We start from the raw sequence: 22265 nt of genomic DNA, 5'->3' as shown, positions 1-22265 counted from the left end.
TTTATTCTTCTCCACTACCTGAGGCAGGCAGCAACCTTTCAACGCTATATAAGCGCCACCAGGCAATTATAAGCAAGAGTAACGCTATACCAAGCAACCACAGGCGATTTGAAAGCCAGAAATTCAGGGTCAGAAGCGTAAGCGGTGTCAATGTCGTCGCAAAAATGAAGATGGGACGCAACCAATTTGTACTAAGAAAGAGCCCGTAGACAATGTTTTCACCCACCCAGAGTGCACCCAGAACGGAGACGCTGGCTACACGGCTCCTGAACACGAGAGACAACACCAGGCTCAGCGCTATCATCCAGACTAGAGGCGCCAGCCAGGTCAGTTGCCCCAGAATAATGCGAGCGCCCACCGACCAGGACTGCACTTCCTGCGGTTGCCGGAGTGGATTCAAACTATACACAACAATACTTAAGAGACAGGAGATGATAGCAGTCCAGAATGTAACCAGTCCAATACGACGCCAGATCGTACGCCGATAGAGTGTTGGCAAGGTCAATTGTAATTCAATCGCTGAATCATGCATACAGATGGTAGCTACGATAATACCAGCCAGTAAAGGTAAAAACATTTCTAGACTGGCAATGAGCAGCGTCATCGTCTTGACATTCGTCATTCGCAACACAAATGGGCTCATAGACATGAAAATCACCAGCACAATGGGTGTCACTATCACCCACTTACCCATCAATTGCAGCTCATAACGCAAACGATCATTCAATACACAATCCTCAACTTTCCAGATAGTCATCCTACTCGCCTCCCTGTTCAGACAGGCGTAGTAACCCCTCAGCAGATTGCAGCTGGCATGCACCAATTCCAAACATCAGCACAGCCGTCCCTATCATGGTCAGACGATTGACAAACCATAAAGGTGTTTGTAATAACAGTGTTGTCATGAAGAGAAACAATGGGCACAGCCAGGCATTGCCTGCCAAAAAACCAGAGGCAAATACATCCAGTAACCAGATACCGCTTAACAGGACGCTACCCGAAGCCCGACTCCTCATCAACAAGGCCAGCACCTGTCCACCCGCCATAAACCAGAGCAAAGGGGCGATCCAGGTTAACTGCCAGAGCCACAGGCGCAATGCGAGGGGGTAGACCTGGAAAGGTGCCAGAAAAGCGTTTTGCCAGAAGGCAGTGATAACGCTGGTAAGCAGGGCAGCGTAGCCAATACAGGCAAAGACCAGTATGAATCGATGCATCATCGTCCTGCGATAACTGGTTGGTAAGGTGAGTTGCAGTTCCATCAGTCCATCAAAACTGCTCATACTGATCACCTGCAATCCTGCTAGTAGTGGTAAAAACATCTCTAGTGCTGCCGTGATACCAATGATGATAAAGTGTGTGTCAGCGTGCAAGAACAATAATCCCACTCCGAGACAACACAGGGCAGTACCGGGAAAACCCGCGACGCTCCAACCAATAAGGCGCATTTCGTAATACATTCGCTCAAAAAACATAAGGCTCTCTTCGAACTTTCCTCTATACTATCTCGGGACCAGACCTGGGGTGGCGCGACACATAAAAAAGTGCAAATAGAAAACAGGCACACGCAAGCAACAGAGTAATTGTATTGGTTTGCCAGAGATAGTTATGCTCTACTAAGACTGTCGAAGCAGAAAAACGTATTTGCAGCATTTGCCCAACTTCTATCAGCAGTACTGCACATAATGCGTAGAGCGATCCAAGTATGACGGTAACGGCCATAGCAAGGGCTGAGAGTAATAAGATTGGCCCTAACCAGATCTGCGTCATCTCGATCAGACTGATCCCATAGGTCACTGACAAAATGAACGACAGGATAAAAGCCAGCAAGATATTGTATCCCACTACCAGTACGGTACGACAACAGACGATCAAGGCTGGAGATGTCGGAGTTGAGAGCACTATTTCCTGCCCCACATCTTGCTCACCCCCGCAGAGATAGGCAATGCCAGACGCAGTAGTCACGGATAACAGCAAGGCCAGTTCTATCTCGGCCCCTGAAATAAGTTGGGATGAAAGCCCCATCAGATACCAGGCAATCGCGCCACTGATCCCGAGCGCAAGGAGACAAACAATCCAGATGCTCTTGTGAATCAGACGCCATTGACTCACCAGTATCAGCCAGCAATGCTGCCAGAATGTACGCATTCGTGACGCTGAGAAGAGAGACTCGTGCTCAGTCGGGGCTACAGTGCTGACCACCTGCTGCTGGACCAGATTCTGAATCTGGACAATCTCATGCAACTGCACAGCCTGCCTATGCTCTTGCAGATATGGCTCATTCGCTTCTAGTAGCAGAGTTTGCAGATCATCATCATATTCAGCCTCTTGCAATATGGCTGCTAGCTCATCAATATCGCCCGCCTCCAGTGCGGCATAGTAGCGCATCAACACCCTGGCACGTTGTCGTCCCTGTAATGTAAGATGATCACTCATTCATTATTCCCCTCTGCTTGCTCATGCCAGGCCAAACGCAGTCGAGAGAGTGCGCGATGCAGTTTCACACGCACAGAACCAGATGTCAATCCTAATTGTTGAGCCAGAGCATCCCGGCTAAATCCATGAATAAAGGCTAATCGTAGAACCTGCCGATCTTCAGCAGAAACCAGCGCAAGCAATTGTTCAACCCTCTCATCCTCTTCAACCTTTGCTTCCGGTCCCGCAACAGAGATTGACTGCACATAAGCCAGTGCTTCACCACTATCGACAGTGTCCTCCTGGTGATACGAGAAATGCTCAATCGAGCACTCACGCTTCCCAGTTCGCATCATCTCATCTTTTTTGCGTCGAATAACATTGACCCCAATACCTAACAGCCAGGCCACAGGTTGTCTGCCAGTGTCAAAACGATCAGCATGTTCAAGGGCCTCAACAACCGTTTCCTGCAACACATCCAATGCGACGGCCTGTACTTCCATGCCCTGAGCCAATCCCATCCGCTGCGTATACATGCGCAAAATTCGAAGCAACGCTTCCGTATTTTGTTGAATACAATCTGCCAGTTCTTTTCTCTTCCGAAACTGCTCCTGCTGACTCGATTCATATCGCTGAATCCTTTTTATCATCAACAGCTCTTTCGCACCCTTCCTTAGAGACCTTACGTATGACTGCTCCTACTATACTTTCAAATCAGCGTTGTAAAATGTTAACAGCTTATCAGGGAATCTTTCTATTTTCTGGTATTCCTTATGTATCTGTCTTGAAATTTCTCTCACAGAAATAGACATTATCAAATAGTTGTGCTAGTATTCCTGTTAAAGCCTGATCAAAGGTGTCTATTTTAGCGAAGATGAAACTGATTTTATCTTCTCTCAGAAGGAAGACCTTCTCCTCCCCCGCTTAAAAGATGAGGGTTTCCAAAGGTCGAGGTTCTATGAATAAGAACATCTTACTTTCAGAACAGACTCCAGACATACAAGAGACACAGATCAACGAGACTGGTTTCGATGAAATCCTCTTTTTCTCGATCTTTATGGCTCTGGGCTCATTGGTTGTGTATGGTCTGCTGGCCCTGATAGAAGCTCTGAGCCTTCTCTGGAGCCCGCTGAGTATTCCAGGCTATCTGCTCCTTCTGGTGCTCTCCGCCTTTATTATGTATGTCTATCTGGCAGAGGGCGATTTTACAAAGCATGAGAACTCGTCGTTCCATCTTTCCATGAGTCTGCTCTGTATTATTGTGACAGTTGTCTCGTTCTCACAACTGAGCCGTCAACTGGCATTGACATTGGGAGGCTTTGCAGCAGCTCAGAATGGCTACTGGCACTGGTTGCGCTTCGGAATCTCTCATCTTCTGGACTCGGCTCTCTTCAATCTCCCCAGTGATTACAATTGGAATCTGTCGGAGATCGAACCCACAAACTTCTGGACACGCACGTATGTTTTTCTCTATGATCTCTCCGTTCAGATCTTTGTCGTCGCTGTGGTTCTACAGAGGCTCCAATTCACACGCCAGCATTGGAGTATGCGCAAAACTGCTCGCTATCGTACGTATTTTCACTATCTGCTGGCGCGAGCCAGGACCTGGATTCTACTCTTTGTCTGGGGTCTCCCCATCCTGTTCTTTCTGGGAGTCACTGCCAATGATGGTATCTCTTTACATGGGGTACTTACAACGCTGAAGGTTGGTACGCCAGTAGTCTTCACTCTCTGGCTGCTCTGGTATAGTCTGCTGGCTCTCTCACTGCGTGGACGCTGGAATCGTCTGCTCGCATTGGGAGTGAGTCTTGCCTGTATTGGCAGCCTCACGTTCACATTCCCTGCGTTCGTCGCCTTCCTGACCTCTCATTAAGCAGGCGTGTAGATCGTTAAAGACAGAAGTATCTCTTCTGAAAATAAAGGATTCATACAGAGTGGTGAAACCCTTTCATGAACGTCTAACTCTACAAAAAGCTCTCGAAAAGGCTTATGGAGGCTTCATTCAATACGCTCTGTTCAATATCCACAAGAAAAGAGACTTCAACAGAGCAGCGCAGATGAGAACCATAGAAAAAAGACAGGTCATGCATAAGACCTGTCTTTTTTCTATGGTTCTCAGTTGAGAAACGTTAGCGCTGAGGAGGCTGCTGTGGATAGGGGGGCTGCTGACCCCACTGCTGGGCCTGAGCCTGGTTCCACTGCTGGGCAGAAGACTGAGGTTGAGCTTGATTCCACGGGGCTTGATTAATACCCTGTGCGATGGCTTGTTGAGCACTGGCAGATTGTTGCAGAGCCTCAGCGGCTGCATGTGCTTCACGTGCCTCACGATCATGGCGCAGGTGACGGCGTACATACCAGACAACCAGGATAACCAGCGCGATGGCAATAAATACATCAGCAACGTGGAAGATCGGGCTCAAAACATCCATATGGTCCCCAAGTACAGTACCAGCATAGGCTAGCAGAAAGCACCAGGGCAAAGATCCCAGAAAAGAATACACACAGAATTTCAAGAAAGGCATCTTTGCAATACCAGCAGGCAGAGAAATATAGGTACGCACCACTGGCAACAGGCGAGAGAAAAATGCTGTTGGTGTTCCCCAGCGAGCAAAGAAAGCATCTGCTTTATCGGCATCGTGCTGAGAGATCAACACATAGCGACCATACTTCAACATCAAAGGTCGTCCGCCTTTGTAGCCAATATAATAGGCCACTATCGAACCAAGCAGACAGCCAAAAGCTCCTGATAGAGCCACAAGAAAGATGGCCAGAAAAGGATTCATACCGGGCAAAAGCTTTCCCTGTGCGATCAAAATACCAGCGATTGGCATCACAACCTCGCTCGGTAAAGGGATACAGCAGCTTTCAATGGCCATCGCTAATATGATGCCAAACAATCCTGTCGCGACATACAGGTTTGTGATTATATCTGTCAATGCTGTCGTTAATTGAGTAAGCAAGAACAAGCCTCCTTCGCAAAACCTACGCTTTTAAGCCCATACTAGCATACTTTCTGCAAAGAGGATAGGACCAGTAGTACAAAAATATAGGGAGATCTGACTATTGATCTTTCCGGTACTTCGCCAGATTGCGAGAAGAACGACGTGTAATCGGCTCATCGACGTGCTGTGACATCTCCTGCCGCAAAGGATCATCATCGTACATATAGGGTGCTTTACGTAGATGCGGCCTGTTCAATTGCTCCAATGAGGCATCTGGATCGAGATCTGTCGTGCGTGGCTCTCCATATTCATACTGTGGATGAGTCATACTTTCGCCTTCTACCAGGGATGGTGGCAACGAGTATCCAAAGGCTGGATCGGTCTGATGCCTCTGTTTACTCTCAGGCCGCTTTAGAGAACCTTCAAGACGTGATCGATCCTGGTAGCCTGAGCGTTCAGCGGCTCGTTTCTGGCGCAGAGCACGCATACGCTCATGTCTGGTGGTCATACTCCGTTTAGCCGGGGGCCTTTGTATGATTGTACGATCTTCGTCCTGCTCAATCTTGCGAACCGCCTCTAAACGAGCAGTTCGCAAGGCCTGTGATTGAAACTGGCTACGCGAAGATTCTACTTGATAGCCAGGAAAAGCTGCACTCTGTAGGCGTCCTGTCGTCTCTCGGCCACGTTGCGAACCAGTACGCGAACGTACCTGTTTTGTCGAACTGCCTTGCTGAGAGATCTGCTTTAATTGGCGCGTGGGCTCTTCGACCTGTCGAGGCGGAGGCAACTGCCGTAGCTGCTCTCTGCGAAGCTCCTGAGGTGGCTGCGAAACATACCAATCATCTTCGTCCTCATACCAGGACGCGCTCTCCGCATCGACATACTCTGGTTCATCATCTTCATAGCTCAACACACGCGGAAAGTCCAGGGACGCATACTGCTCGCCAGATTGAAGATACGTAGGGTAAGCACGATACTGTTGGGCGCGCGCAAGAAACAGCTCCTCTTCCTCGCGAGCTTCAGTACGCAAGCGTTCATCATGACGACGAGAGAGATAGGAGAAAAGCGTCAAAGTGATCGGGATACTGAGGAGAAGGGCAGCCAATCCACCAATTAATCCACCAAGCACCCAGGAGTTTAAGGTATTTGCAAACCAGAGGACGACGGCGGCACCCGCAATCAAAACCAGCGCCACAGCCACAGCCTTCATCAAAGCCGTGATTCCTTTCCGAGCTTTCACAACAGACCTTTTCCGCACAAAAAGGTGAAGATTCTCTATCCCTAGTATACCAAAATTGGGGGAAGAGTACAAGGTGAACAGTAATGCAAAAGCGGCAGATCAGAAAAAAAGCGTAAAAGATAGAAAAAGAGGCCAGGCAGCAGTGCCTCTAGAAATGATCAACGCAGATAATGCAGGAGCGCTTCGCATCCTGCACACCTTCCTATGGCTAACTGCCTGACGAACGTGCATATGTCAATCTATGTCGCCGGCCACGCAGAGAAGAGGGAAAAAGGAGATTACGCAGCCGTCCCACACTGGCGGAAGATGGCCACTACCTTGCCCTGAATCTGCCATTCGCGATCCCATACGCTTTTAGGAATCAAAATGGGATCAAGCTCTGAATTAGCAGGCTGTAAACGGACCCGATCGTGCTCTTTCTCCTGAAAGAAGCGTTTGAGGGTCGCGCTGCCTGTCACGCCTTCCTGCATATGGACGGCGACAACAATATCTCCATTCTGGCATGTCGGCTGTGGCTTAATCACCACATAATCACCATCACAGATATGATCTTCGATCATTGAGCGCCCGCGCACAATCAGCGCATACGTATTCTCGGCCTCAGGAATCTGACAACCAGTATCTACAGACTCAGCTGCATCGGTATAGATGTCCAGTGGCTGACCAGCAGCAATGGCCCCCATAACAGGAATCCCCTGGGTCTGCTTGGTGAGTTTGATACCGCGGCTCTTTTTTGGCTGCCGGGAGATCAGACCCTTTTTCTCTAACATCGTAAGATGATAATCCACATGGCCTGTACTGGCAATATTCATCTCGCGACCAATTTCTCGATTTGTTGGCGGCATTCCTTCTGATCTCATATACGTTACAATGAAATCATACATGCGCCGCTGTATATCGCTGGCTTGTTCCAGTGACATGGTATGCTCTCCTGCCTTTCTAAGCACATCTGCGTGACAGCCCCACAACCCAAAAATAGAACGACTATTCGAGAAAATAATACCACAACCACATAGGCAATACAAGCCTTTTTTGGAACGTATTTTCCGAAAATAGAAGCTCATGAGCAAAATGTCATGAGGGGACACCCTTGCATAGCACTAACAAGATACGATAAGCTATCAAAGGAAACGCTGGCGATTTGCGCCTGACACTTTGATAGGTGTACAATAGGAACAGCATCTATTCGACGGATCTACGCACGAAAGAGAGAGTCAAAAGAACTATGGTAGAGATGACAGTTGAGAGCGTGCGCATCAATCTAGCTACGCAACAGCATGTGGTCATCTTGAAAGCCACAAAACAGGATCGTTACCTCATCATCTGGATCGCACACCCGGAGGCATATGCTATTGCCGTCGAACTTCAAGGCACGACCTCTCCAAGGCCGCTCACTCATGATCTCCTGAAAAATGTGATCAGTGAACTGGGCAGCAAGATGGTGAGTATTGTGATCTCTGATCTCATCGACGATATCTATTATGCTCGCCTGGTGCTCGATATGGGGGGACGACATGTGGAGATCGATTCACGCCCTAGCGATGCTATTGCGCTCGCCGTTCGCTCTAAAACGCCCATCTATGTTGAGGAGAGTGTTCTAGAACGAGCTGGTGTCGCCCTCGAACAGCAGAATGAGGAGTCCCGCCGCTCGCTCTCAAAAAATGACTCAAAGATCGAAGACGCTGAAGGTGCCGATAATCTGGATGCCTACCGCGACTTCATCAATAGTCTGGATGCCCTCGACGAGTTCGGTAAGGATTAATTCAGTCAGGTCCACATAACCACTGCATTCCGCTTGTGGGCTACATCTCTATACTCTCTGGATGCTCAGCACAAACTTCAAAAAACGCACGATCAAACGAGAGACGAAACTATACAGGATGACGGCACAGAGGGTATCTAGTTCAAGATTGGTTGGCAGACCTTTTGCTACCTGAGGCAACAGGTAGAGGAAAATGGTGTGCGCTGGCCAGACGAATACATCACTCACGATATAGAGCGTCTCAATCCAGGATTGCCCTTCAAACAACGCCCCAAGCTTCAAGCTAAAACGCAACAATAATATCATTTCAATACAGACAAAGATCATTCCAATGAGCCAGGGGAAAAAGGCCCAACTCATGAGGTTCAGTGCGCTTTTTCCAATTGGTCTGGGTTGTACCATACTGCGTTTGCCCGGCGCAGGTGTTGGTGGGCGATAAGATGGTCCCGCTGGCAGATAAGGGTATTGAGCTACGACAGGTTGAGGCGTCTGGGCTGCCTGTGCTGAATGCTGAGGAAGTGGCCTCGGCAGAACAAGCCTCTGCTGTACAGGTGGCACAGGCTCCGTTGGCTCTCCATGCAGATCATCATACTGAGAGGCAGGCGGGGACGGCATTGGCACAAAGGGTGCTAAAGGCTCTGTTGGCACTTCATGGTTGTCTTGTGGCTGTACTGGTTTCTTCATCCAACTCTCTCTGACTGCTAGAATATTTTTCAACGACAGACCTGGTATGCTTCAGATGGCACGCAACTTTCTCACAATTCCTCTACATAATACGATAAGAATGGGCATGAGGTTAGATCTATTTCTATAAACGCACTATTGTTCTGCCAATCCAACGTCTGGTATACTTTTTAGGAACCTTGATCACCTACTTTTTTGTCCAGTGCAGACATACAAAGGGCTTTATGATTAATAGAGATTATATTCTCCGCCTGGCCGAGGCGATTGGTCGCGAGCTGTCGTTTATTCTTAAGCTCCGCAGAAGAGATAACGATGAAGAGGTCCTCATCTATATTGATGATGTGCTTCTTCGCACTGTTGGAATGACCTCTCGTTTCCTTAATTCTCTCTCTGATGAGATGCTGGTTAAGGCCCTCTCTCCTATCGATCGTTTGAATGTAGAGGCGGCACTGTGGATTGCCAGTCTCCTCCAGGAGGAGGCTGCGATCTATACTGCTCGCGGCAACAGTTCGGAGGGGTACTATCGTTCGGTGAAGGCTCTGGCTCTCTACCTCGCTGCTTCTCAACAAGAACCGCTTGAAGAGGCTCCTTTTTTTCAGGAGCGGATCTTAAATCTCTTGCAGACTCTGGCTGATTATGAGCTGCCAGATAGTGTAAAGCAGCAGCTTTTCGCTTATTATGAACGCATCGGTCATTATGGGAAAGCTGAGGATATCTTCTTTGAGCTCTTAGAACATGGGAAAACGATAGCGCTTCTTGAGCAAGGTCGGGCTTTTTACCAGCGCTTGCAAGCAAAAAATCCGGCCGATCTGGCAGCAGGCAATCTGAATGAGATGGAGGTTGCAGAGGGGCTCGCTCAAGTAGAGAAGCTTCTTTAAGGTGGTTGTAAGGTGGTTGTATTCGCCGACAAAACGGTAGTACTTCTGGTGATCTGTAACAGGCGCTTTCGAGCAGATAAGCTGTGCTACCCTCGTTGCTTTTACCCTCAATTAAGCAGAAGATCACGCCAAATACAGTGGTAACAGTGGTTCCACCTACGTTTATAGACCAGTAGACATTTTCTCTCTAATTCTATACACTTACGCAACGAGAATTTAACATTCTCTTAACACAAGATCAAGAGAAAGTAAGTGGATAGAATGGCAACAACCCAGGCAAAGAATGTCTTTTTACCAAGGAGAGGCCCACACGTGTCTTCCAGTAGATCAACACATATTGTACGTACGCATATAGCCGATTCCTGGCGCTGGATGTGGCCTGATATTCTGATGCGGATCATTCCAATGGGGCTGGTCCCTTTTCTCTACCTTGGTGTCTTCCACCTGCCTCTCTCGTTTCTAGGACTAACACTCCATGATGTTCCTCTGGCTCTCATGGTAGGCTTTGGCGTAGGGATCGCCTTGACAGCTTTTGCTGCCCTCTACCGCATGTTTATTGTAGGGCCCTGGTTTCGTCGCCCTACGCTACAAGATCAAATCTTTCAAAGCATCTTCTATCTTTTTCTCAATGCTCCAGTTGAAGAGCTTTTCTTTCGCGGCTTTCTTCTCGCTGCCGTTACACAATGGACAGGTTGGTTGGGCTGGGGCTGGTTGGTCAGTACAGCTGTGTATACACTCTACCATCGCTTAGGTAAATGGAGCTGGCGTAGTGTCGCCGGGGTGGGCTTTGCAGGCATCGTCTTTAGTCTGGTCTATCTGCTCTTTCCAGGTCCACATTCACTACTGGCTGTCATTATTGTTCACGGTATGACGACAAGCGGATTTCTCAGTTGGGGCGATGAAGTGCTCTACCAACGCTGGCGCTATCGCCAGACCCGCATACAGTAGGATGCTCTTCCTTATTAGAAAACACGTATAGGAAGCTCTTCCTTATAAAACACGTAACAAAACACAGAATAAAATACATAGAGAGCACTTTACTTTGTGACAAATCCAGCGCCCCAAGCGTCTCTGTGAATAGATCTTACACAGGATCATAAGATCTTCTATCAGCTATGAAGGAGCTCTAGCAGATAGAACAAGCCGCCCTGTACCGTAGAAAAAGTCCAAAAAGTCCTGTTAGCAGCATGCTTGATCATAGAAAAACTGTGCTCATCAGGCAGGTCATGCTATAATCTTAACAAAATACAAATAAGCAAGGATGTTTGTTTGTCTCAAGGGCTGACAGGTTCTCTTCAAGCCCCTCCGCTTGTAGACCCATCAAGGTATAATGAAAAAGGATATCTAGCCCAAAGATTTTACTGCTGGAGGTTTATTTCATTGAAAACAGTTGTTACTGGAGGAGCAGGGTTTATTGGCTCCAATCTCTGTACACGATTACTAGCAGAAGGGCATAGTGTCCTTTGCGTAGATAATTTCATTACTGGCTCGCACGACAATATTGCCCCCCTTCTCAGTCACCCAAATTTCACTTTCTTACAACACGATGTTACTATTCCATTTGAATTTGAGGCTGAAGCAATCTTCCACTTAGCCAGCCCCGCCAGCCCTGTGGGCTACATGGAGCACCCAATCGAGACGATTCTGGTCAACAGTCAGGGCACTTATCAGATGCTTGAACAGGCACGTAAACAGAACGCCTCCTTTCTGATTTCATCAACCTCAGAAATCTACGGCGATCCATTGATCCATCCCCAGCGTGAGGATTATTGGGGGAATGTAAATCCTATTGGACCACGGGCCTGCTACGATGAAAGCAAGCGCCTTGGTGAGACGCTAACAATGGAATATTATCGCCAGTATCAGACTGATGTCCGTATCGTTCGCATTTTCAATACCTACGGCCCAAATAGCCAGATTGAAGATGGACGCATGATTCCCAATTTTATTACACGAGCTCTCAAGAATGAGCCCATCACTATCTATGGTGATGGCAATAAAACACGCAGCATTACCTATGTAAGCGATCTCGTAGATGGGCTCTTACGAGCTATGTTTAAGCCAGGTACGATTGGCGAGGTCTTTAATCTGGGTAGCACCGAGGAACATACTGTTCTGGAATATGCCCACATGATCATTCGACTCTGCAATGCTTCTTCGACGATTGTTTTTGAGCCCAGCCGCGTTGATGATCCCGAACGCCGCCGCCCCAATCCAACCAAGGCTCAACAGATTCTTGGCTGGCAGCGTCAGGTCAGTATGGAAGATGGGCTACGCCAGACCATTGAGTGGTTCGGTAAACGCATTGCTCATCTCTCAACGGTTTAGTTCGTTGAAATAAACGCCTGCTCTCTATTAAGAGCAGGCTAGTAAGAAGTGATCGTATGTTCAATCTACGGATAGAGAATGGCCAATCCACAACCTCGTCGGGTCTTCGTCTGTGGGCTGGACTTCAACGATGGTGTACAGCAGCAAATCTGATCGGGCTTGTTGCAGCGTTCTTCGCTCTCGGTTGTCTGATTGGTCTTCCCAAAGAGGATTACTCGAATCTCCGTCTTCCACTCTATCTCATTGTCGTTGTCTGGGTGCTCATTCAGCCACGCGTTGCTCTCTATCTGTTGCCATTTGCGATTCCCTGGGGCTCACTTGATACTGGTAGTGGACTGACGCTCAAAGGCTATGATGCGGATCTCCTGGTTGGTCTGCTGACGGTAAGCTGGCTCCTCAGCTTTCCACTCCGCCCATTTCTTCCGTCCGGTCAGACCACACGTGGTCCATTGGATCGTGAGCGCTTCAATCTTCCTATACCAATCGCGCTGACGCTTGGCCTTCTGATCTTGCTGATGCTTCTGTCGGCAACGGTGACTTCGAGCCTGGCTACAAGCTTAAAAGAGATTGTGAAATGGTTGGAATGCGCCGTAATTCTGCTGCTTGGAACACAATATATTCGCACACGCCGGCAGATCTGGACGCTGGTGCTGCTCATTACACTTGCAGCTCTCTCGCAGTCTCTTCTCGGCTATACCCAGGCTCTGTTTAATCTGGGGCCAGCCTCGTTTATTCGTGATGCGACGCTGCGCGTATATGGGACATTCGGACAACCCAATCCACTCGCGGGCTATATTAATGTCAGCCTGGTCATGATGATTGCACTGGTGCTACTGGCAAACAATCTTCGGCTTCAGGTGCTGGCTGGTATAGCCATTGTTGTGCTGGGAGGTGTAGAATACTATACGCTCTCTAAGGGCGGATGGCTGGCACTGGTTGTCGCGCTCATTGCGATCTTACTGCTGGGCTATCCACGCTTACGACCCTGGATTTATACCGGGCTGATTTGCATGGTCGCACTGATTAGCGCCTTCCTGATTGGTGCTCTCCCCGAAAAATATCTTGATCCCATACTGCTTAAGGCTGGCATTATTGATATCTCCTTTGTTCAACCAACCCATGCTAGCTATGCCAACTCTGAACGTGTTGCCCACTGGGTGGCTGGCGTCCAGATGTTTCTGGAGCATCCTTTTCTTGGGGTAGGTATAGGCAACTATGGAGTTGTCTATGCGCCAACATATACCGTTGGCATCTTCGTCATTCCACTTGGCCATGCCCATAATTACTATATCAACATGGCTGCTGAGGCAGGCATCTTTGCTCTGCTGGCTCTTCTCGCATTCTTAACGACCTCATTTCGCGCTGGAGCTCGCTCTTTTCGTCGGATCAATCAAGCCTATCATCACAGAAGAACGCAGTTGAAAGGTCTCCAACATGGCCTTGCCTGTTCGATTCCAACGCTCTCGGTTCCTGCCCTGAAAAGAATTACACCGGATCGTGCTCTAGCAATCGGATTGCTAGCTGCTCTCATTTCCGTGTGCGTTCATAATCTTGTGGATAATTTATATGTGCATGGGATGACTATTCTCTTTGCGCTCCTGCTCGTGCTGCTGATTCGCCTGGGAGGAATAACGCTACCAACAGATTAGTCGTTCAGAGGAGGATGTTGTGCTGCACAACAATGATGAGGTCCAGTTTGAAAAGCCGATAACCATCGAGGGGCGAAGCAAGCGGCAAAAAAAACGAAGCCTGCCTCCCGCCTCTCCCTCTGACGATGCACGCGGTGCTGCTGCATCAATGCCAGAGATCTCGCCCGAACAACTCTCCTTGCGTAAAAAACTCCTGAACTGGCGGACGTTACTTCCATTAGTTATTGTGGTCATTGCTCTTGTCTTCCTGGCTCGTAAAACAGATATCAATCCTCAAAAAACACTGGCGGCTCTCAGTAGTGCCAATATTGCATTTTTCTGTGCCGCCTTTGTCATCTATTACCTCTCCTTCGGTCTTCGAGCCATTCGCTGGCGGCTGCTCCTGGAAAATGTTGGCTTTACACCTGCCAATGGCATCAACTTGCCTCGCGTACCAAAGCTTGTTGAGATGATCTATATCTCTTTCTTTGCGAATACTGTGGTTCCTGCAAAATTAGGCGATCTTTATCGAGCTTACTTACTTCGGCAGGAGATTAAAGTCTCAACAACACGTAGCTTTGGGACAGTGCTAGCTGAACGCCTACTTGATCTGATTGTTCTCCTTTTACTGTTCATCCCTGCGCTTCTTGTGAGTCTGCGCCAGAATCTCCCTTCTCAGCTTCGAATTGGATTGGAGATTCTACTTGGGGCCGTTGTGGCCGGGATTGGAGGGCTCTTTCTTCTTCGGCTAGGTCGCGAATATATCGCACAATTCCTTCCCCAGCGTTTTCGCGAGCAATACTATCATTTTCAAGAGGGAACGCTAGGTTCTTTCCGTCGCATTCCACTTTTGAGCCTCCTCACGTTAGGGGTCTGGGGCTGTGAAGCGCTTCGTTTCTTCTTTATTGCCTTAGCACTCCATCTGCTTCCTGGCGATCTGCTCCATATTCTGTCGGCCTCAATCTTTATTGGCCTTGGTGAAGCATTACTCACCGCTATTCCGGCAACTGGTGGGGGCCTGGGCCTGGTTGAGGGTGGAATGGTGGCGATGCTGGCTCTGTTTACGCAGGGATCGGATGCGGTCAATCGTGCCGCCGCCGCCATCCTTCTGGATCGTGTGATTACATTCTTTAGTATTCTCGTCTTTGGCTTTATCGTCTTTCTGTTGGCTTTTGGCAAAAAGGCCCGTCGGCGGGCCAGTTGAACGTCCCCTGGCTTCTTTTTACAACCGTTTATTCCTACTGATAAGGAGATTTGGGAAACGCTTCAGAGCAGAGAAAGATCTTGACACGATGGGAGAGCTACACTATAATTTTTGCGCAGGTCCACGAAGTATGTATGATGTTACATGACGAAGCATTTTACCTACCTCGAAAACTTGGCCATGAGAGGGGGGGATTCTAGTGTCGGAAGTCAAGATCAACGACAATGAATCATTTGAGACAGCTTTAAAACGCTTCAATCGTAAGATTCAACAGGATGGTGTCCTTGCAGAGGCCCGCCGTCGTGAACATTACGAAAAGCCCAGCATGAAACGCAAAAGAAAAGAAGCGGCAAAACGGCGTAAAACCGCGCGGAGAGTCTAATCCTCTTTAACCGGTTCTTCGCGCAAACGTAGGGAGTACTTTAAGCCATACATGGCAGAAGTGCTCTCTCATATTTTGTGGGCCCCCCATCCAGGGTATGCTTGAAAATTTCTAGCAGTGCAGGAGAGTAGCATTATGCAAGAGCATCCGCTTATTGAGCTCTATATTACGATTGAAGATGAGCAGCAGAGCGCGCTCATTGAACAACAGTTGTCTGCCGTCGATCTAGATGCAATTGTTCTGCGTAGCCTGGAAAGCGCTGGCATTACAAAAGAAGTTATGCTCACGCTCATGATTACTGATGATGCAGGAATTCGTGAGATGAACAAACAATATCGAGAACAAGATAAAGCCACAGATGTCCTTTCTTTCCCACTTCTAGAGTCCCCTCTCGCTGAGGCTCCTGCGGATCAGCTCTGGCAACCGCAAGAGAATGTGGAAGGTGAGGCAGAAATAGAAATTGATAATCCAGCTTTTGTGAATCCACCAGGAATGGTGACGAACCTTGGCGATATTGTGATCTCCTGGCCCCGTATTGTGCAGCAGGCAGGTGAGAATGGACATGATGCTTTAACCGAGTTGCTCTATCTGCTCTCTCATGGTGTCCTTCATCTTGTCGGCTACGATGATCAGACTGAGGTGGGCTATGAAACAATGGTCCAGAAACAAAACGCTGTTCTTCAAGCATGTGGGTATAAGGCATAAAACGTATGAGCAACACGCCAATGCTTCCCCCATCCTCGTTCGAGCCCCTACCACAGCACGAACAAAAAAGCGAATGGCGGAAATTTATTGCTGGATTTAGTTATGCTTTTAGTGGCTTCTGGTACACCGTACGAACACAGCGGAATATGCGCGTCCATGTGCTGGCAGCCATCGTGGCAGTTGGTGCAGGCATCTATCTTCATATCTCGGCCATCGAATTTGCACTGATCTTTATCGCTATTACAGGCGTTTTTATTACTGAGATGATTAATACCGTCCTGGAGGTCTGCGTCGATCTCGCATCCCCAACCTATCATCCTCTAGCTAAAATTGCGAAGGATGTGGCTGCTGGAGCTGTTCTGGTCAATGCTATTCTTTCTGTTATTATCGGCCTCTTTATCTTTCTTCCACACTTGCTTGCCCTTTTTTAGTAAAAGAGTGAAAAACCGACTCCAACTGCCCCTACCTTTCCAGGGGAGCAGTTGGAGTCGGTTTTTCCAGATCCAATACAAGGTTAAAGCTATTTTACGCGCTCAACGTACTGGCCTGTACGTGTATCGATGCGGACGCGGTCGCCCGGGTTGACGAACAATGGAACGTTAATGACTGCACCAGTCTCTAGAGTTGCTGGCTTGGTAACGTTGTTGGCTGTATCGCCACGAACGCCTGGTTCTGCACTCTCAACTTTCAATTCCAGGAAATTGGGCAGTTCAACGGCAATAATGTTCTCATTATCGACCAGCATGACGACTTCATCCTGCTCTTTTAAAAACTTGATTGTGTCGCCTAGCATCTCTTTAGCGATTGGCTGCTGATCATAGGTCTCTGTATTCATAAACACATAATCGTCACCATCGACATACAGAAATTGCCAGGTCTGATGCTCTACGCGAACCTCATCGACATCTTCACCGGCGCGGAAGCGCTGCTCGATCACACGACCATTCTTCAGATTCTTCAGGCGTGTACGCACAAATGCGCGCCAGTTACCAGGACTGACGTGGTGGAACTCAGTAATCGTCCACAGATCGTTGTTATAACGAATGACCATGCCGTTACGAAAATCGGCGGTTGTTGCATTAGCCAAGGGAGTAACTCCTCTCATACATACAGTTGCATTGCTACAAATATCATTGCTCTTCACTCTCCTCTTGTCTATTTATAGAACAAAAGGAGTCAGCACACTCCTTCGAGCGCCTGGAGGTTATCTGGATGCAGTTTCTACGACCTGGTCAGCTCGCTCTGCAACAAAAATGCTCGCAGGTTGACCAAGCACAACTAAGACTACTTTTTTAAGAAGACGCCAACCATGCTTCTGTAAGAGCGTGCTCCAGAGCCGATCTTCGCTGGTTAGCGCCACAAGCAGCCCATCCGGGGTCAAGACACGCTCGAATTCTTTGATCAATGCGCTATAGAGATCAATATTGCTCTGATGGGAACCAAGCTGCTTTCCAAATGGGAGATTGGTGATAATGCGGGTCACGCTGGCCGGCTCTAGCGGGAGCTCTTGTGCATCCCACACACGCCAGCTCACTCCCACATCAGCCGAGCGGGCGTTCCGACGCGCCATAGCCACAGCTTCATCCCGAATATCGCCCCCTATCAAGCGATCAAAGGGAGCCATCAGGCCGCGTTCAACAAGAATGGTTCCAGCTCCACACAACGGATCAAGCACAACATCCTGGGCTGTCGGGCGCGCCAACCAGTTCATAGCGGCTGCAACAGTTGGACGCAATGATGCTGGTAGATGTTCTCTCTTATATGAACGATGACGCATAGTTGCATCGCTAAGCCGAACTCCAATGAGCACATCATTATTGCCAAGCCAGAGCCAGATCTCCATATCCGCATCATCGTCCACCTGGCGCATGCCTCGTGGTAGAACACGCTTCAGAGCATTGGCTAATGAAAGTCCTGCATCATTACGACGAAAATCATAGGAGCCAACCATCTGGCTTACCACACGCCACGTTCGTGGCTGCCGTCCATGATGAGCTCGCCTCCAACTGGTAATAGCCGGGGTAAGATCGGTATGCATGGTGGCGCTATGAAGTACCCGCAGGCCGTCTGGGTCCCGTCGCATATGCGGTATATGCACCGCACTGGCAAAGACATCCTCGACAGTGCGCAATTCAAGCAGGGCAGCCGGAGAATGCGCGGTTTTAAATACTGCTATACCACGCGCAAATTTAACCTGTTCGGCATCCGGCAGATGCTCTCGAATCTCACTAAATGCCAGCGTCTCCAGACCTGGCATCGTCATACAATAGAATAGCTGCGACATTCAAATTTCTATTTCAAATTTCTACTTCATCTGGTGAACAGGAGTAAGCCCTCACAACCTCATTTACTCAGGGAGGAGAGAACTCAAAGAGGAAGCTACAGATGACACAAACTGACTCACAGATTAAGGTCTTCCATCCATGACTACAAGATAGCCAGCAGATGGCAAGCAAAATCAGCCTTAGTGTATCACGTTCAACTCCCTTTGGCGAGGTCTGCTGCTCATCTTCAGTCTTCCAATTCGTGCCTTTAACAGCGCATGCAATAGTACCATAAGATAGATGTATCCGCAAGGGACCTTAGATGCAAATTCAGGGCATCCTCATTCACACGAATGAAGATGCCCTGTACAAGACAAAGGAATCATTCTTCAAGCAAGCAGTTTAAAAATATCTTCAGTATTCTCAATAAATTTTGCAAGTCGCTTCTTTTTTAAGTTCTCCCGCAAAATCCAGACAATATCTGGATCATTCCAGGTTGCCCACTGGCGCATCAGGGTGAACCCCTCATCTGGAGCAGCGGCGGTCACAACACTGATGGTATAGCCTAATCCACGACGCAAGACCCGAAAATCTTCGTTCTTCCTGTCTTCTGAGGGAACTTGATGTACCTTTTCAAGCACAATGCGATGAAGTTCTAACGCAAGCTTCAGACTATCTGCATCAAACAGGAGGCGCGGCTCGGATAAAGTCGCAACCGCAGCACGTTGCTGGAGATACTTCTCACTTTCTGCAAGCTTCGTGAGCTCTACACCAGTCCCCTGTAGATCTGCTTGTACCAGATGTTGATAAGCTGTTGCCACACACTCACGAACGCGCCAGTAAGGGCTACAGGAATAATGAGAGAGCAATTGAAATGTCTCAACGCGCCACTCCGGCTGGACGGCGGCACAGGCTCCGTAAGCCACTACACCACACAACATGACAAACTCACCAGGTGTATTGCTCACCACAACCTTCCGCTCACCATTCGCAAAATAATTGATTAAAGAGCGCACCCCATCGGGATATTTAGGGATGGCAGCAGCCAGAAGATGGCTTACATCATTCATCAGCTCTAGATTAGCACGTGGTCCTGGCAAACGGCTATGTTCACGAAGATAAAATTCCAACGGACGATAGTTATCAATCAAAGCGCGTTCAACTAAAGCGGATAGTGTATCATGCATAGCAATAGATCCTTGCCTAAAAGAACATTTGTGTATGCTCAAAAGGGTCTAGACAATATTTTTGAGAATACTTCCCTCATCTTACCACATTCTTCGGCGAAATACGTCTGGTAAAAGTTCTTCCGCTGTGGTACCATCAACAACCAGGCGGCGAATAAACTGGTATAAGGGCACATGAGACATCTCTCATGCCTGCTCAGTCGTTATGGCACTCTTCATGACCACAATGACAGGTCTCACCAGTTTGTGCCTCATGCAATGCTTCACGACCTTCCTGGATCAGAAAGTAGACCAATCCAAGAGCCGCCAGCGGATCAGCCCACCACCAGCCAAAGAAACGATTGAGCAAGAGGCCCGCAAGTAAGGTCAGAGACATATAAGCACAGGTCACACTACAGGCTGCATCCGCTTTCAGAGCTGCACTCCCTATTCGTCTGGCAATCCGAAGCTTGCCTTGCCATAACAGTGGCATGATGAGAGCAGCCGCGATAGCAAGACCTACTCCCCACCAGGATGCTTCTGGTCTCGTATGCGTAAAGAAGCTCCAGGCACTGTCACCAACAATATAGACAGCAAGGGCAAAGAGGCTAAAAGCCGTCACCCAGGAGGCTCGCTTTTCTGCCTGCTCAATTCGTTCGACCGAGCCACCTTGCTGTTCAATAAGCAATCGCCAGAGCAAGATGCCCCCTGCAATCAGTTCGACGATACTATCAATGCCAAAGCCTTGCAGCGACACACTCCGTGTGGCAAAGCCAACGCTGATAGCAACACTTGCCTCGATCACCATCCACACAATGGTGACTGACTCGATCCAGATTCCCTGTCGAACATCCCTTTTTCGTGTTGTTGCGGGCTGCGCTATCAGCGCAGAGCCCAGGACCGGAAGATCTCGTGTCATACGATGTTATCCTTGCCAGAACACGTCTGGCTGCTAGTCAACCATGTTCTTGCCACCAGAGAGCTCTATTGAACAGACGACATCTGTTTGTCCGAGCACAATTGTAAGTATGAGAGGATTATAGCAAATTTTCAAGGAAAAATGGATGCATTTTTGAGCCACCACGCTTTGAAACGCCTGGAGGTCGCATATCTATCATCTGCCCTCCCTCTGGAGAGCTAAGCGGACAGGAAGCGGCTCGATCTTTGTCAATTGTTTCATGAGGCTGATGTCTAACGACGTGTCTTTGGGGTGCGCAAAATCTGTAGGCATCTGTACTGCGCTAAGGTGTTCTGAAGCAATCCCCAAACTGCTCATAGCTTCTCGGTGGAAGTCGTACACACTCATGGCTTCACCTGCAACGTGAACAAGCCCAATGTACTCCGAGTATGTGAGGCTGGTGATGGCTGCGGCAACTTGATTGACTTCCATCGGGCTTTTGATCATGTCCGTAAAGAAGGAAAGCCGCTCCCCTGCAAGCAGTCGCTCTTGTACGAGAGAGAGACGAGCGTCAAGCTGCGAGAGTGAATATCCATAGAGATAACTGGGCCGGATGATGCAGTAATTTGAGCAAAGACTCTGAACTCTTTCCTCAAGATATTGAAGATTCTGACCATAGAGGGTTATTGGGGTAGGAATATCGCTTTCTTTGTAGAGGCCCCTCTTTCCGTCGAATATTCCATCACTAGAAATGTAGATGACCCGACACTGCTGGCAGCCACGAACGAGTCGCTCTCCTTGTTGCTCGAAAAGAGTACGTTCACTGGACGGATGAGTGGCTTCATAGGCCATACTGGCTGCTATGATGACTGTATCAATCTGCTGATGCTTCACGAGAGAGGAAATATCATCTGTCCAAAAGTTGTAGTGGTACGAGCCAGCAAAACGAGCCTGGCTTCGATGGGTAGGAACCACATCTCCTCGTGATTGCAGATACGCCGTGAGTGTTCTCCCAAGGTATCCCGCCGAACCAAGAAGGAGAACGCGCTGCTTCGGTTTCATCTCTTTTGGCCCTCTCATTCGCTTGAGTATGAGGGGAGCGTATCACATTTTTGGGAACATGAGCAACTTTTTAGGGAAAATACCACAGATCCATTAGCAACTAGGTTGCAAACTCGCATCGTTAACATTGACGTTAACGTCAATGTGTTGTATAGTATAGCTGTTCCCACAGACTCTCTTACCTGGCCAATGAGGAGGCACACAACAATGCCCACAACCGATCAGGATCCGCCGACAACACCTGAACCAGTTCTGTACTATACTATCGAGCAAGTTGCCAATCGAACGGGCCTTACGAAGCGAACACTGCGCTACTATGAGGAGATGGAGCTACTCCTGCCTACCGATCGGACTGAAGGCAACTATCGTCGCTATACAGAGGCTGAGATTATACGTATCGAACGCATCAAAGCCCTGCGCGATCTCCTTGGCTTTACGTTGACTGAGATTCGCGAGATCCTGGAGGCCGATGATGAACGCAATCAGATTAAAGCCGCCTTTCAGCAAGAGACGAATGCTCAGGCAAAAATTGCTCAACTCGATCGAGCCGATGAGCTGATTCAAAAGCAGATTGCTCTGATCGAGCAGAAGATCTCTGGCCTGACACAGATGCAAACAGAGTTACAGGCACGCCTGGAAAAACATCAGAGACGTAAAGAAGAGTTAAACAATACTCCTCTGTAATACACAAATATTCAACATATCTTCTA

General features: G+C 48.6%; 25 protein-coding genes. 12 read left to right on the top strand and 13 right to left on the bottom strand.

What is annotated here, in order from left to right; all coding sequences use genetic code 11:
* Position 1: 1 nt before the first annotated feature.
* The 4 genes from EL628_RS08265 to EL628_RS08250 are packed head-to-tail and all read right to left on the bottom strand — an operon-like array spanning position 2 to position 3062.
* Positions 2-757 carry a hypothetical protein gene (locus EL628_RS08265; RefSeq protein ID WP_126579480.1) on the bottom strand — a complete coding sequence of 252 codons (756 nt, stop codon included), beginning with the start codon at positions 755-757 and terminating at the stop codon, positions 2-4.
* 1 nt (position 758) lies between these two features.
* A complete protein-coding gene (locus EL628_RS08260) occupies positions 759-1472 on the bottom strand; it encodes a hypothetical protein (protein WP_126579479.1) in 714 nt (237 codons plus the stop codon).
* A 22-nt stretch (positions 1473-1494) separates the two neighbouring features.
* Positions 1495-2433 carry a hypothetical protein gene (locus EL628_RS08255; RefSeq protein WP_126579478.1) on the bottom strand — a complete coding sequence of 313 codons (939 nt, stop codon included), beginning with the start codon at positions 2431-2433 and terminating at the stop codon, positions 1495-1497.
* The gene (locus EL628_RS08250) at positions 2430-3062 is read right to left on the bottom strand and encodes an RNA polymerase sigma factor (protein ID WP_126579477.1); all 633 of its coding nucleotides are present in this window, start codon (positions 3060-3062) and stop codon (positions 2430-2432) included. The genes EL628_RS08255 and EL628_RS08250 overlap by 4 nt, the downstream gene beginning before the upstream one ends.
* A gap of 308 nt (positions 3063-3370) precedes the next feature.
* Here EL628_RS08250 and EL628_RS08245 point away from each other — a divergent pair, with 308 nt between their 5' ends.
* Positions 3371-4285: a hypothetical protein gene (locus EL628_RS08245; protein WP_126579476.1), complete on the top strand. Its 915-nt coding sequence runs from the start codon at positions 3371-3373 to the stop codon at positions 4283-4285.
* A gap of 256 nt (positions 4286-4541) precedes the next feature.
* Here EL628_RS08245 and EL628_RS08240 read toward each other — a convergent pair whose 3' ends face one another.
* Together EL628_RS08240 and EL628_RS08235 are read right to left on the bottom strand one after the other, a co-directional pair.
* Positions 4542-5372, bottom strand: coding sequence for a DedA family protein (locus EL628_RS08240; RefSeq protein ID WP_245994030.1), 831 nt, complete (start codon positions 5370-5372; stop codon positions 4542-4544).
* A 100-nt stretch (positions 5373-5472) separates the two neighbouring features.
* On the bottom strand, positions 5473-6564 hold the full coding sequence (locus EL628_RS08235) for a hypothetical protein (protein ID WP_161975350.1): 1092 nt from the start codon (positions 6562-6564) through the stop codon (positions 5473-5475).
* A gap of 103 nt (positions 6565-6667) precedes the next feature.
* Here EL628_RS08235 and EL628_RS29745 point away from each other — a divergent pair, with 103 nt between their 5' ends.
* Positions 6668-6814 carry a hypothetical protein gene (locus EL628_RS29745; RefSeq protein WP_161975349.1) on the top strand — a complete coding sequence of 49 codons (147 nt, stop codon included), beginning with the start codon at positions 6668-6670 and terminating at the stop codon, positions 6812-6814.
* A 58-nt stretch (positions 6815-6872) separates the two neighbouring features.
* Here EL628_RS29745 and lexA read toward each other — a convergent pair whose 3' ends face one another.
* Entirely contained in the window at positions 6873-7514 is a 642-nt protein-coding gene (lexA, locus tag EL628_RS08230; protein WP_161975348.1) for a transcriptional repressor LexA, read from the bottom strand.
* Positions 7515-7819: 305 nt separating this feature from the next.
* On the opposite strand from lexA, the gene EL628_RS08225 reads away from it, so the two are divergent.
* A complete protein-coding gene (locus tag EL628_RS08225; protein WP_126579473.1) occupies positions 7820-8356 on the top strand; it encodes a bifunctional nuclease family protein in 537 nt (178 codons plus the stop codon).
* 48 nt (positions 8357-8404) lie between these two features.
* On the opposite strand, the gene EL628_RS08220 is transcribed toward EL628_RS08225, so the two are convergent.
* Positions 8405-9040 (bottom strand): hypothetical protein, encoded by a 636-nt coding sequence (locus EL628_RS08220; protein WP_126579472.1) that lies wholly within the window; start codon positions 9038-9040, stop codon positions 8405-8407.
* A gap of 224 nt (positions 9041-9264) precedes the next feature.
* Between EL628_RS08220 and EL628_RS08215 the strand changes: the two genes are divergently transcribed.
* The 8 genes from EL628_RS08215 to EL628_RS08180 all read left to right on the top strand — a co-directional run bounded on the left by EL628_RS08215 (position 9265) and on the right by EL628_RS08180 (position 16596).
* Positions 9265-9918, top strand: coding sequence for a DUF6483 family protein (locus EL628_RS08215; protein ID WP_126579471.1), 654 nt, complete (start codon positions 9265-9267; stop codon positions 9916-9918).
* 312 nt (positions 9919-10230) lie between these two features.
* Positions 10231-10866, top strand: coding sequence for a CPBP family intramembrane glutamic endopeptidase (locus tag EL628_RS08210; protein ID WP_161975347.1), 636 nt, complete (start codon positions 10231-10233; stop codon positions 10864-10866).
* A gap of 432 nt (positions 10867-11298) precedes the next feature.
* Positions 11299-12246, top strand: coding sequence for a UDP-glucuronic acid decarboxylase family protein (locus tag EL628_RS08205; RefSeq protein WP_126579469.1), 948 nt, complete (start codon positions 11299-11301; stop codon positions 12244-12246).
* A 56-nt stretch (positions 12247-12302) separates the two neighbouring features.
* Complete coding sequence (locus tag EL628_RS08200; protein ID WP_126579468.1) at positions 12303-13895, top strand: O-antigen ligase family protein; 1593 nt, start codon at positions 12303-12305, stop codon at positions 13893-13895.
* Positions 13896-13914: 19 nt separating this feature from the next.
* A complete protein-coding gene (locus EL628_RS08195; RefSeq protein WP_126579467.1) occupies positions 13915-15078 on the top strand; it encodes a lysylphosphatidylglycerol synthase transmembrane domain-containing protein in 1164 nt (387 codons plus the stop codon).
* A 199-nt stretch (positions 15079-15277) separates the two neighbouring features.
* On the top strand, positions 15278-15460 hold the full coding sequence (gene rpsU / locus EL628_RS08190; RefSeq protein ID WP_126579466.1) for a 30S ribosomal protein S21: 183 nt from the start codon (positions 15278-15280) through the stop codon (positions 15458-15460).
* Positions 15461-15595: 135 nt separating this feature from the next.
* The gene (gene ybeY, locus EL628_RS08185) at positions 15596-16165 is read left to right on the top strand and encodes an rRNA maturation RNase YbeY (protein WP_126579465.1); all 570 of its coding nucleotides are present in this window, start codon (positions 15596-15598) and stop codon (positions 16163-16165) included.
* 20 nt (positions 16166-16185) lie between these two features.
* Entirely contained in the window at positions 16186-16596 is a 411-nt protein-coding gene (locus EL628_RS08180) for a diacylglycerol kinase family protein (RefSeq protein WP_126581903.1), read from the top strand.
* A gap of 89 nt (positions 16597-16685) precedes the next feature.
* Here the strand turns inward: EL628_RS08180 and efp are convergent, their stop codons facing one another.
* The 5 genes from efp to EL628_RS08155 form a co-directional block, all read right to left on the bottom strand.
* Positions 16686-17252 carry an elongation factor P gene (gene efp, locus EL628_RS08175; RefSeq protein ID WP_126579464.1) on the bottom strand — a complete coding sequence of 189 codons (567 nt, stop codon included), beginning with the start codon at positions 17250-17252 and terminating at the stop codon, positions 16686-16688.
* Between the two features lie 117 nt (positions 17253-17369).
* Positions 17370-18449, bottom strand: a complete 1080-nt coding sequence (locus EL628_RS08170) for a THUMP domain-containing class I SAM-dependent methyltransferase (protein ID WP_126579463.1) — start codon at positions 18447-18449, stop codon at positions 17370-17372.
* Positions 18450-18818: 369 nt separating this feature from the next.
* Positions 18819-19616 (bottom strand): hypothetical protein, encoded by a 798-nt coding sequence (locus EL628_RS08165; RefSeq protein ID WP_126579462.1) that lies wholly within the window; start codon positions 19614-19616, stop codon positions 18819-18821.
* A gap of 196 nt (positions 19617-19812) precedes the next feature.
* On the bottom strand, positions 19813-20514 hold the full coding sequence (locus tag EL628_RS08160; protein ID WP_126579461.1) for a cation efflux transmembrane domain-containing protein: 702 nt from the start codon (positions 20512-20514) through the stop codon (positions 19813-19815).
* Between the two features lie 195 nt (positions 20515-20709).
* Positions 20710-21555: a sugar nucleotide-binding protein gene (locus EL628_RS08155; protein WP_161975346.1), complete on the bottom strand. Its 846-nt coding sequence runs from the start codon at positions 21553-21555 to the stop codon at positions 20710-20712.
* Between the two features lie 207 nt (positions 21556-21762).
* On the opposite strand from EL628_RS08155, the gene EL628_RS08150 reads away from it, so the two are divergent.
* A complete protein-coding gene (locus EL628_RS08150) occupies positions 21763-22239 on the top strand; it encodes a MerR family transcriptional regulator (protein WP_161975345.1) in 477 nt (158 codons plus the stop codon).
* The last annotated feature ends 26 nt before the right edge of the window (positions 22240-22265 follow it).

The organism is Tengunoibacter tsumagoiensis (assembly GCF_003967535.1).
Taxonomy (GTDB): domain Bacteria; phylum Chloroflexota; class Ktedonobacteria; order Ktedonobacterales; family Ktedonobacteraceae; genus Tengunoibacter; species Tengunoibacter tsumagoiensis.
Note: the sequence above shows the minus strand (reverse complement) of the source record. Positions and strands in the feature narration are given on the sequence as shown.